This window comes from Streptomyces sp., assembly GCF_036524955.1.
Taxonomy (GTDB): Bacteria; Actinomycetota; Actinomycetes; order Streptomycetales; family Streptomycetaceae; genus Actinacidiphila.
This window is the reverse complement of record NZ_DATDBG010000100.1, coordinates 1-11,445: the sequence shown is the minus strand read 5'-3', so window position 1 is coordinate 11,445 and position 11,445 is coordinate 1. Positions and strand designations below refer to the sequence as shown.

The window sequence follows — 11,445 nt, the reverse complement described above, 5'->3', positions numbered from 1 at the left end:
TCCCACGTCTGGTCCGACCGGCCGTGACCACGCCGGTCGTGCGCGATCGCCCGATACCCGTGCGAGGCGACCAGGTGGGCCTGACTGTCCCAGGCATCGGCATTCAGCGGCCACCCGTGGGAGAACACCACCGGCCGTCCGTCACCCCACTCCTTGTAGAAGATCCGGGTACCGTCCTTGGTCGTGATCGTGGACATCGAAACTCTCTTTCCCTGATGGATGGTGCGGTCAGCGGTGTGTGCGGTGGCCCGCGTGTGCGGTCGGTCTGGTGTCCGGTGGCCGCGGGTACGGTCAGCCGCAGGTGGGGCAGGCACAGGTGGGGCAGGCAGAGGCCGGGTGACCGCGGGTACGGTCAGCCGCGCGCAGTGGTCGTCCGCGCGGTCAGCTCCAGGCACGGAGTGGCCACGGGTACGGTCAGCCGCGCACGGAGCGCGCCTACGCGGTCGGCCCCGCCCGCGGAGTGCTCAGCCCGCGGGCTGGAAGCGCGTGCTGTGCAGCCCGTTGCGGGCAAGGAAGTCCAGCGCCGTGTCGGCGACCTCGCGCCAGCCGTGGTCGGCCGGCATCGAGTGCGACCGGTCCTCGAAGATCCGGAATTCGGTGACGCCCGGGTTGCGCCGCTGGATCTTGTACGCGGCCCGGACGGTGGCCGCCGGGACGGTGCGGTCCTTGCCGCCGGCGATCAGCAGCAGCGGGCCGCGCCCGCGCTTGGTGTCCACCGTCGCCTGGCTGTTCCGGGTGAAGTTGGCGAGCCCGGTCTGGAACAGCGGCCGGGCAGGCGAGGGGATGGCGTACGCCTCGAACAGCGCGTCGGACTCCTCGCGCGGGACGGCGTTGGCGAACCCGGCCGCGTACGAATCGGCCGTGTGCGACCAGGTCTTCGTCCGCAGGCCGGGGCGGCTGAGTACCGGCGCGGCCGTCCGGAGCTGCGCGAGCGGCAACCCGAGTATTCCCTTGAACTGGGCCGGGGCCAGGCACACCGCGCCGCGCGCCAGGCCCATGCCGAGCAGCTTCTCGGTGATCAGGCCGCCGAAGGAGTGGCCGATCACCACCGGTGCCGACGGCAGCGCGGCGATCTCCGAGGCGTAGTGCGCGACCACGTCGTCGATGCCGAACCCGGCCACGGCGTCCGGATCGGCCCGGGTCTCGGCGGCAGTGGCACCGTCCCCGGGCCAGCCCGGCGCGGAGGCCAGGTAACCGTGCTCGTTGAAGCGGGACACCCAGGGGTCCCAGCTGCTGGAGTGCATCCACAGCCCGTGGATGAAGACCACGGGGATCTGTTCTGCGGCCATGGCCGTCTGCCTTTCGGGGGAGGAACCGGTCTACCGACTCCTCGCAGCCTGCGCCCGGTCCGCCGGCGCCCACATCAGTAGTCCGACTGTCACTTGGAGGTTGAGTAACGCACCGGGGCCTTGAGTAACCCGCGGGTGACGGTCCGGGGGCGGCAGGGGCCCCGGACAGGGACATTGGGCGGCGGCTCAGTCACCGTGTAGGTAGTTCGTACGGTGACGGGCCCGGTCGTTCGGTATCGCGGTGCAGTCACGCAACTGATTCGCCGCGGGCCCCTCCGGGCTGACGATCGGCTCATGACGAATACACCCTCCCCCGTGCCCCGCACCGCGAAGATCACGCCGACCGCCGGCTTCGAGGCGAGGAGGCTCCCGTGAATCCGATCAAGGTCGAGCCGCTGCTGAACGTGTGGGGCTGGCAGGCGCAGGCCGCCTGCCGTGGCATGGACAGTTCGGTCTTCTTCTCACCCCCGGACGAACGCGGGCATGCCCGCCGGCAGCGGGAGCAGCAGGCCAAGGCGGTGTGCGAGGCCTGCCCGGTCCGCACGCCGTGCGCCCTCTTCGCCGTCGCGACCAACCAGCCCTTCGGGGTGTGGGGCGGGCTGACCGAGTCCGACCGCAACCCGGACCCGCGGACCGCCCGCACCGGCTGAGCGCGCTCCCCCCTCCCCGCTCCCCGCGCGTTCCCCTTCCCCGTACGCCGTTTCGACGACTGGAGGCACCATGCCCGGCACGAATCCACCGGACGGTGAGGGCTGCCGCCCCCGTACCGGCCGCCTGGAACTGAACCTGACGCTCTACCTCGTGCTCAACTCGACGGAGTCGCTGCCGGTGTCGGCCCGCCTGGTCTACGACAGCGCGCAGCCCTTCGGTATCCGGATGGAGTTCCCGGACAGCACCGAAGGGTTCACACCGTGGGTCTTCTCCCGGGAACTGCTCCGTTCCGGGCTGCGCACGCCCTCCGGCGACGGAGACGTCCGGATCTGGCCGCCCTGCCACTGGCACGGACGCACGATGGTGCGAGTCCTGCTGCGGGGCCGCGGTCCCTCCGCGATGCTGGACGTGCCGGCCGCGCCACTGCGCGACTGGCTGGACCAGACCCTGACCGAGGTGCCCGAGGGCGCGGAAGGCGCCATGCTCTCCTGGGACGAGATCCTCGAACGGCTGGTCAGCGGTGGATGAACGGGCAGCGGGCGCGCGCCTCGCCCAGACCCGCGCCCTGACTGCCGAGTACGACGTGCCGTACGCCGGACCGCACCGGGTCCTGGCGGACCCGACCCCGCAGATCCTGGCGGACCTGGCCCTGAGCGTCCTGGCGGGCCTGGCCCTGCCGGTCCTGGCGGCCTTGACGTTACCGAGGCCGTCGCCGACCGCAGGCACAGTCAGTTGACTGATTCTGCCCGGGAGGACGGCACCCAGACTGGGTCCGGCAACTGTCCCGTGGAACGGAGCCGTCCATGCCGGCCAGCATCTTCGGCCATGCCTACCTCGCTGATCTCGGAGACCTCGTCCTTGAGGTGACCTTCGAGTCGCAGAGCCGGCTGACGTTCGTCGTGCTGGAGAGTTCCGGACTAGCGGTGGCCGGCCACCGGGAGACAGTGGCCGCTTCCATGGCGGAGGTCCGGCCGGGGCTGTTCTTCACCTCCTGGAAGGAGCGCTCGGGCTCCACGGTGACCCAGTTGCAGGACTTCGCCAACGGAGTGCTCCGGGCCAGTGTGGCCCTCCAGGACGGACGGTGCGCGGTGCTGAGCGGCACGCTGCAGCGCCTGGACGCGGCCGGCGATCCGCTCGCCGGTACGGGGACCGGGCTCGCCGTACGCAAGGAGATCGTCCGGCGCGCGATGGAGGCGCTGGTGACCGAGCGGGACGTGGCGTCCCTGGAGCGCTACTGGACCCCCGACTGCCTGCAGCACAGCCCGCTCGTCGCGGACGGCGTGGCGGGGCTGCGCGCGCACTTGGCGTCGGCGGCCGACGGTCCGGTCTGGCAGCCGCACCGCCTCATCGCCGAGGGCGACTTCGTGGTCGCCCACAGCCGCGTGCGCTCGCCGCGCGGGCCGGCACGGGTGGTCGTCGATGTCTTCCGCTTCGAGGGCCGCCGTATCGCCGAACACTGGGACGTGGTCCAGGCGGAGGTGCCGGCCACGCAGACCGCGAGCGGGCGGCCCGTGCTCTGAGGTGTGTGGGGGCGCGGGAACTCGCCGCCCCCGGCGGCGCGGCGGGACCCCCGAACTTGATTCCGTGGTCCCCCCGGAGGGGCCGCAGGGGCACGAAGGGCGTGCGCCCAGCCACCACGCCGGGGCCACCCGGCAGCGCACCGGGACCCACCGAGCTGTGTCCCGTAACCCCCGGAGTGCAGCCTTGTGGGGGCTGGTCGCGCGCAGTTGCCCGCGCCCCTGGAACACCACACCCGACGGCGCGGCGGGACCCCCGAACTCGGTTCCGTGCCTCCCCGGAAGGGGCCGCGCCCCTGTGATGGCGCGCCCGGCGGCGGGCGGCGGGACCCACCCGGACCCGGTTCCGTGATCGCCCAGGACCTGCGCACGCAATGGTCGGACCCGTGGGCGTTACTTTCGCGGGTTAGCCTGCTCCCTGGCAGGGAGCCAGGGCGAAACGGCAGTGCAGGGGGCGCGTGTGGACGGCGGACGTTCCCTCGACCCGCACGGGACGCCCGCGGTCAAGGAACTCGTCGGCCGCGAAAGGGAACTGGCCCGGATCTCCGAGGCTCTCGCCCCGAAGCCGGCGGAGGGCCGGCTCCTCGCGCTGCTCGGCGAACCCGGCATCGGCAAGAGCCTGCTCATGCGGGCCGTCCACGAGGAGGCCACCGAGCGGGGTGTCCGGGTGCTGCGGGCCCGCGGCAGCAGCGCCGAATCGGATCTCGCCTTCGCCGGGCTGCACCAACTGCTGGGGCCCGCGCTCCCCGGAGTGTGCGAACTGCCGGCGGCGCAGCGGGACGCCCTCGACGCCGCCTTCGGGGTGATCGCCATGCCGGCCCCGCCCGACCCGATGGTGCTGCGCCTGGGCGTCCTCACCCTGCTCTCCCGGCTCGCGGACGGCGGCCCGCTGCTGCTCCTCGTCGACGACCTCCAGTGGCTGGACGCCGCCAGCAGCGACGTCCTGGCTTTTCTGGCCCGGCGTCTGGAGGGCGAGCCGATCGGGTTGTTCGCCGCCGCCAGGGGGCACCGGCTGCCGCCGCGTCTTGAGGGCGTGCTGCCGACGCTGACGATCGGGCCGCTCGACCCGGTGGCCTGCGATCTGCTGCTGGACCGCCAGGCGATCCCGTTCAGCCGGGCCCAGCGGCAGCAGATCCTGGAGCAGGCCGCGGGCAACCCGCTCGCCCTGCTCGAACTGGCGCTGACCCTGGCCCGCGGCGACCGCACCGGCGGCGCGCTGCCCGCGCTGGCCGCCACCGAACGCCTGGAGAGCGCCTTCATCCAGTACGCGTCCGAGCTGCCCGGCACCGCCTCGGACGCGCTGCTCGTCGCCGCCGCCGCGGACACCAGCGATCTGGCGGTCATCGTCTCCGCCCTGCCGGCCTCGATCAGCGACCCCTACGAGGTGTGGCGGCCCGCGGAGGAGGCGGGGCTGGTCCGGCTGCGCGACGGGCGGCTGGAGTTCCGGCATCCCCTGGTGCGATCGGCGCTCTACCGGGCCGCCTCGTACAGCGCCCGGCGTCAGGCGCACCTGCGGCTGGCCCGGGCCGAGACCGACCCGGACCGGCGCGCCTGGCACCTGTCGGCGGGCACGGTGGCCCCCGACGAGGAGGTCGCCGCGCTGGTGCAGGCCGCCGCCGAGCGGGCCCGGCGGCGCGGCGCGGTGGCGGAGGCCGTCGCCGGCTTCGAACGGGCCGGCCAGCTCAGCCCCGACCCGCGCGAGCACGGGCGCCGCCTCGGTATCGCCTCGCTCGTCGCCGCCCAGGCCGGCCAGGTCGACCAGGCACGCGAACTGGCGCACCGGGCCGCGGAGCTGACCGACGATCCGGACGCGCGGGCCCGGCTGGCGGAGCTGGCCGCGCTGGTGGCGCTGCTGACCATGCGCCTGGACGAGGCGATGGCGCAGGCCCTGCTGTCGGCCGCGGCGGACTCCGGGCCGGACGGACCGCCGCGGTCCATCCTGGGCACCGGTGCCCAGATCGCGTACTACTCCGGCTCCCCGGAGTTCCGCGAGCGGCTGGGCGCACTTCTCCCGCGCGACCGGCCGGCCTCGGTGCAAGGCAGCCTGGCGCGGTGGGCCGTGGACCCGTACGCGGAGGCCGAGACGGTACGCGCCGCGCTGCCCGGCATGGTCGCGGCGCTGCACGGCGATCCGGCCGAGCAGCACCTGCTGGCCGCCCTCGCCCAGCACGTCGACACCGGCGACGCGCTCGGGCTCCTGGACGCTGTGGCCGACCCGCAGCGTGACGACAGCGACCTGCTGCACGGCGGGCTGGCCGCCGCCGACCGGGCCTGGGCCCGCTTCGAGTCGGGCAACTGGCGTGACGCCCTCGCCAGTGCGGACCGGATCGGCGACGCCCGCTGCGGTCGCGTCCTGCCGCTGGCCGCGTGCAGTGCCCAGGCGCTGCGCGCGGCACTGGCGGCACTGACCGGTGACACCGAGCGGGCCCGGGAGCTGGCGCGCCGGGTCATCGGCCGGGCGGAGACCGCCCAGGTACGGGCCCTGCTGGTACGCGCCCACTGGGCGAACGCCCTCGCGGACCTGGCCGACGGGGAGCCGGACGCCGCCTACCCGGGGCTGCGCGCACTCTTCGAGGAGGCGGGCGACCCGGTCCACTACCACCAGTCCCCCTACTACGTGGCCGACCTGGCAGCCGCCGCGGTGCGCACCGGGCGCTCCGCCGAGGCCATGGCCGTGCTGAACCGGGTGCGCGCGGTGGTGGGCGGTGGCGGCTCGCCGCGCCTGCGGCGTGTGCTGTGCCGGGCGCAGGCGCTGCTCGCGCCCGAGGGAGCCGAGGAGACCGAGGAGCTGTTCCGGGCGGCCGTGGCGGAACCGGCCGAGGGGCGCTGGCCCTTCGAACAGGCCCTGGTGCTCCTGGAGTACGGGGAGTGGCTGCGCCGCCGGCGGCGGATCGGGGACGCGCGGGTCCGGCTCGGCGCGGCGCTGCGGGTCTTCGAGCGGCTGGGCGCCGAGCCCTGGGCGCAGCGCGCCAGCGGCGAACTGCGCGCCTCCGGGGTCGTGGTGCGCCCCGCGGAGGAGGACGCGCTGGCCGGGTTCTCGCCGCGCACCCAGGAGATCCTGCGGCTGGCCGCCCAGGGCCTGACGAACCCCCAGATCGGGGAGCGCCTGTACCTCTCCCCGCGCACCGTCGCGTCCCACCTCTACCGGAGCTTCCCGAAGCTGGGCATCACCCTGCGCTCCCAACTGCGCGACCTCATCCCGCCGGAGACGGACTGAGGCAGCGCGGAGGCAGCGCGGCCGAGGGGCTTCACGGATCAGGCTGGGCGGGGCCGGATCACGGCTTGAGGACCAGGCCGACCGGCTTGCCCGCCTGGGCGCTGAGCAGCCGCACGGCCTGGGGGTGTCTCAGCGAGCGGCAGGATCTCGCCGAGCGGGGGAGACGTCGACGCGGCCGCGCCCGACCGGCCGCACCAACCCCGCGCACGTGCTGCGGCACGGGGCCGTGCAGGTGACCGCACCCCCCGCGCGGTCATGACGCTTCCGGGCAGGCCGGGGCCGGGCTGCAGGAGTGCCGCGACGGCCCGCAGGTAGAAGGCCCGGCGGCGGGTCGGTGGCGGGTCGGCCCCGGGGCGGCGCGTGAGGTGCAGTCAAACGACCGATGGCACCGCGGCGGCGATGCCGGAGGCTGGCTCTGCCCGCGCAGGGGAACGACGAAGGAGGAAGGGTGCCGTGGCTCACCGTAGGACGTGAGAAGGGGGCCGATGTGGACCTCTACTACGAGGACGTCGGCGAGGGGCCGCCCGTCCTGCTGGTGGCGGCCTGGCCGCTCAGCCAGGCGGCCTGGGAGGCGCAGGTCGGCGCCCTGGTGGACGCCGGGCTGCGGGTGGTCAGCTACGACCGCCGCGGCTTCGGCCGGTCGACCCGCACCTGGGCGGGGTACGAGGGCGACGCGCCGGCCACCGACCTCTACCTGCTGGTCGAGCACCTCGGCCTGCGCGGCCTGACCGTCGTCGGGTACTCCTCGGGGGCGGCCGTGGCCGCACGGTACGCGGTGCGGTTCGGCGACGGGCGCGTCGCCCGTGTCGTCCTGGCCAGTCCCGTCGTCACCCACCCCGGCAGCGCCCTGGTGGCCGACCTGCTGGCCGCGACGGCCCGGCACCGTATCGCGATGCTCGACGACGTCCTGCTGCGGTTCTTCTCCGTGCGCGGGGAGACCGCGATCGACGAGCCGACCCGGCGCCACCTGCTGCACCTGGCGGCGGCGGCCTCGCCGAGGGCCACCGCCGAGGTGGTCCGCGCCTGGTCGGCGGCGGACCTGCGGGCGGATCTGGTCCGCCTCGACGTGCCCGCACTGGTCCTGCACGGCGGGGAGGACGCGTTCATGCCGTTCGCGTCCACCGGGAGCTGGGTCGCCCGGACCGCGCCGGACTCCCGGACCGTGGTCATCCCGCACGCCCCGCACGGAGCGCCCCTCACCCACCCCGACCAGTGGAACGCCGCCGTCCTCGACTTCATCGCGGGCTGACCGGCCGCCCTCACCCCGCGTTCGTCAGGCCCGCCGAGGCCAGCGCGTCGCGCAGCGCGGACCGCGAGGTGATGCCCAGCTTGGGGAAGACACGGTAGAGGTGGGCGCTCACCGTGCGGGGGGACAGGAACAGCCGCTCGGCGATCTCCTTGTTGCTCAGGCCGGAGGCAGCCAGGTTGGCCACCTCCAGTTGCTGCGCGGTGAGGTCGGCCGCGGCGGCCGGTTCCCCGGTGGTACGGGACAGACCGACGGCCACGCCGCTGGCCCGCAGCTCCTGTTCGGCGCGGCGCTGCCAGGCGGTGGCCCCGATCCGGCCGAAGATGTCCGCGGCGCGGCGCAGTTCGGGCCTGGCCTCGCCCGGCCGGTGGCGGCGCCGGTGCAGCTCCCCGAAGGCCAGCCGGACCCGGGCATGGTCGAACGACCAGTGCTCGCAGGGCAGGGCGAGCGCCTGCCGGAACAGGGCCACCGCCTCCTGGTCGTCGTCCGCGGCCAGCGCCCGCGCGGCCAGTATCTGGAGGCGCAGCCGGGGGGAGACCTCACGCAGCCCCACCCGCACCGCCGCCTCGACGTGCGCCTCGGCCTCCGCCGTCCGCCCGGTGTGCAGGGCCGAGTCGACGAGGTCGAGGATCGCCCAGGGCGCGAAGCCGCCGCGGGTCTCGATCACGCCGGGCGGGCCGACCCGCACGCAGTGCGTGTACGCGGTCTCGTAGTCCCCCTCCGCGATGGCGGCGAGCGCGAGGTTGCGGGCGGTCAGGGCCAGGTGGAGCCGGCTGCCGCGCGGCTGCGCCCACTGGTCCACGACCCGGCCGTACTCGCGTGCCGACTCCGCGTCGCCGCGGGCCGCGGCCAGCCAGCCCAGGGTGCAGCGCAGATCGTGGGCGGCGAGGGCCAGTTCGTGGCGGATGCACAGGTCCAGGCCGGCCGAGGCCACCGATTCGGCCTCGTCCCAGCTCCCGGCCAGGAAGTGGTCGAGCGCGGCGAACCAGTGCCCGGCGGCGGCGTGCGTGACCGCGCCCTGCCCGCTCTCCTGCCGGATCAGTTCCCGCACGTGGTCGCGGTAGTGGTGGAGCTGGTCGAGGGCGGCTGCGCCGTAGCACAGCTCGACCACCCGGGCGGCCGGGGCCTCCGGCGGGAGTACGTCGAAGGCCTCCCGCAGCCGCTCCTCGGTCAGCGGTCCCCCGATCAGCGGTTCCCAGGGCGTCTCGGGCGGCACGCCCGCGTGCGGCGGGGAGCCGGGTGACAAGGTCGCGCCGGGGTCGGGCGGTGTTCCCCAGCCGGCACCGGACTTCGCGAGCAGGTCCGCCACCTCGGCCCACTCCTCGGGGTCCTGGGCGTACGTGGCCCCCAGCACGCGCAGCCGCAGCGCCTGCAGGTCCAGCCCGCCGTCGGACCCGGCCAGGTCGCCCTGGCGCAGGACCTGGCCGATCAGCCGGCGGGCACCGGCCAGGTCGCCGTCCCTGAGCAGCAGGATGCGCGCCTTGGTCAGCAGGGACCGGCAGGACTGCGCCGGGTCGTCCAGGTACCGGCGCGCCTCCTCGGCCAGTTCCTGGGCCTGCCCCAGCCGCCCGGCGTCGCCGGCCAGTTCGGCGGCGTGCTGGAGGCGGCGGGCGCCGTCCGCGCGCTGCGGGCTGAGGGCGGCGGCGCGCTGGAGCGCGGGGACCGCCAGGCCGGAGCCGCCGCGGCGGCTGACCGCGTGGGCGGCGGCCTCGATCTCGGCCGCGACCGCCTCGTCGGATTCCACCGTGGCCGCGGCCAGGTGCCACATCCGCCGCTCCGGGAGGTCGGCGTAGCTCGCCGCCAACTCCCCGTGCGCGCTGCGGACCTCGTCCGGCGACGCGCTGTGGACGATGGCGGAGCGCACCAGAGGGTGCCGGAAACGCAGGCCGGACGGCGTGGAGTCACGGGTCACCAGGCCCAGCCGCTCGAAGTCCGCCACCCAGTGCGGGGACAGCGCGTGCGGATGGGCCTGCTGGGCCCGGTTCTCCAGCCGGTCGCCGTCCAGCGCGGTGAGCAGCAGGCAGCGGCGCTGCTCGGGCGGCAGGGCCAGCACCCGGGAGGCGTAGGTCCCTTCCAGGCGGGTGCGCAGCGGCGCGGTGTCGGGCAGCAGCTCCAGGCCGGTGGCCGCGTCCGTGCCGAGGGCCGCGGCGAGTTCGGTCAGGGCCAGCGGGTTGCCCGCCGAGGTGGCCATCACCCGCTGCCGTACGTGCTGGGGCAGCTCGGGGTGGAGGTGGCCGAGCAGTTCCGCGGCGGCCAGGTCGTCCAGCGGCGGCACCTCGACCATGTTGATGCCGGGGGTGACCCGTTCCGTGGCGGCCAGCGGGCGGCGCGCGAAGATCGCGCGGATGTCGTAGGATTCCAGCCTCATCAGCAGGAACATCATGACCTCGCGGGTCGGGACGTCGACCCAGTGGGCGTCCTCCACGGCGATCAGCACCGGGCCGTCCTCGGCGACCGCCGCCACGGCCGCCAGGGTGGCGACGGCGATCGCGAGCCGGTCGGGTACCGCCCCCGGTTCGAACCCGAGCACCCGGCGCAGCACCTGGCGGTGGTACGGCTCGACGGCGTCCAGGTAGCGCATGACCGGCGCGAACAACTGGTGCAGCCCGGCGAAGGCGAGCTGGGCCTCGCTCTCGTACCCGGCGCCGCCGATCACCCGCAGGCCCTGCTCGCGGGCGTACGCGATCCCGGCCTGGAGCAGCACGGACTTGCCCACGCCGGGGTCCCCGTGCAGCACCAGGTTCCCGGGCGCGCCCGGCGCGCGGTCGATGGTGCGCCGCAGAGCGGCGAGTTCCGCCGAGCGTCCGAAGATGTCCATGGTCACCACCGCTGGGTCGAGAGGGCGTCCGTACCGGGAACGGAGCGTCGTACGCGAACGGGAGCGTCGTGGCACGGGCGTCCGCACCGGACCGGGGGCGTCCGTACCGGAACAGCGGAACACGGGCGAGCCGATCACAGACTCAGTCATTTGACCAACGTTCTCGGTCGGGGCCACCGCACACCCCCTCGCCGCCCCGCCAGGCCGGGCCGGGTGACCGACGGGCCACCCGGGACTCCGGCCGTGCGGACGACCGCCGCCGGGCACCGGCCCTGCAAACGACCGCCGCCGCACCGGCCGGAGGACAAGGGCTGACGCCCGAGCTCCCGAAGTGGGCGGCCGCGGAACGAGGCCCCCCGGAGGGAACGAGCGGGAAGACCGACCGGGACAAGGCGACGGCCAGGTGAAGACCGTCGTCCTCGGCAGCGCCGGCCCACCGCGTGCACGTGCCCGGTCACCGGACAGGCGGATGCAGTGAGGTGACGGATTCCGGCGCCCCACCGCACACCGTAGCGTCGAGCCGATGCCGAAGGGGGCATCCCGGTGCGTGGGCCGCGCCCGGCCCGGCGGCGTGGGATGCGGGAGGTACCTTGACGCTCGGCGGAGCCGGTGACTTCGTGGAGGTGCCGGTCCGGACGGAGCTCGTCGGGCGCGCCGCGGAGCTGGCCGCGCTGGACACGGCGCTCGCGGGCGTCGGCTGGACGGGA

General features: G+C 74.9%; 9 protein-coding genes. 6 read left to right on the top strand and 3 right to left on the bottom strand.

Annotated elements, in window-relative coordinates; translation table 11 throughout:
• Together VIW71_RS09060 and VIW71_RS09055 are read right to left on the bottom strand one after the other, a co-directional pair.
• Positions 1 to 197: alpha/beta fold hydrolase (locus VIW71_RS09060; RefSeq protein ID WP_331621538.1), on the bottom strand; the 197-nt coding region annotated here is incomplete at its 3' end.
• A gap of 267 nt (positions 198 to 464) precedes the next feature.
• Positions 465 to 1,289: an alpha/beta hydrolase gene (locus VIW71_RS09055; RefSeq protein ID WP_331621536.1), complete on the bottom strand. Its 825-nt coding sequence runs from the start codon at positions 1,287 to 1,289 to the stop codon at positions 465 to 467.
• Positions 1,290 to 1,660: 371 nt separating this feature from the next.
• Between VIW71_RS09055 and VIW71_RS09050 the strand changes: the two genes are divergently transcribed.
• From VIW71_RS09050 to VIW71_RS09025, 6 genes are all read left to right on the top strand, one after another.
• The gene (locus tag VIW71_RS09050; protein WP_331621534.1) at positions 1,661 to 1,939 is read left to right on the top strand and encodes a WhiB family transcriptional regulator; all 279 of its coding nucleotides are present in this window, start codon (positions 1,661 to 1,663) and stop codon (positions 1,937 to 1,939) included.
• Between the two features lie 70 nt (positions 1,940 to 2,009).
• Positions 2,010 to 2,468 (top strand): SsgA family sporulation/cell division regulator, encoded by a 459-nt coding sequence (locus VIW71_RS09045; protein WP_331621533.1) that lies wholly within the window; start codon positions 2,010 to 2,012, stop codon positions 2,466 to 2,468.
• Complete coding sequence (locus VIW71_RS09040; RefSeq protein WP_331621532.1) at positions 2,461 to 2,676, top strand: hypothetical protein; 216 nt, start codon at positions 2,461 to 2,463, stop codon at positions 2,674 to 2,676. Before VIW71_RS09045 ends, VIW71_RS09040 begins: the two co-directional genes overlap by 8 nt.
• A gap of 67 nt (positions 2,677 to 2,743) precedes the next feature.
• On the top strand, positions 2,744 to 3,460 hold the full coding sequence (locus tag VIW71_RS09035; protein WP_331621531.1) for a MoaF-related domain-containing protein: 717 nt from the start codon (positions 2,744 to 2,746) through the stop codon (positions 3,458 to 3,460).
• 457 nt (positions 3,461 to 3,917) lie between these two features.
• Positions 3,918 to 6,674, top strand: a complete 2,757-nt coding sequence (locus VIW71_RS09030) for a helix-turn-helix transcriptional regulator (RefSeq protein ID WP_331621530.1) — start codon at positions 3,918 to 3,920, stop codon at positions 6,672 to 6,674.
• Between the two features lie 448 nt (positions 6,675 to 7,122).
• Entirely contained in the window at positions 7,123 to 7,923 is an 801-nt protein-coding gene (locus tag VIW71_RS09025) for an alpha/beta fold hydrolase (protein ID WP_331621529.1), read from the top strand.
• Between the two features lie 10 nt (positions 7,924 to 7,933).
• On the opposite strand, the gene VIW71_RS09020 is transcribed toward VIW71_RS09025, so the two are convergent.
• Entirely contained in the window at positions 7,934 to 10,738 is a 2,805-nt protein-coding gene (locus VIW71_RS09020) for a helix-turn-helix transcriptional regulator (RefSeq protein WP_331621528.1), read from the bottom strand.
• Between the last annotated feature and the right edge of the window lie 707 nt (positions 10,739 to 11,445).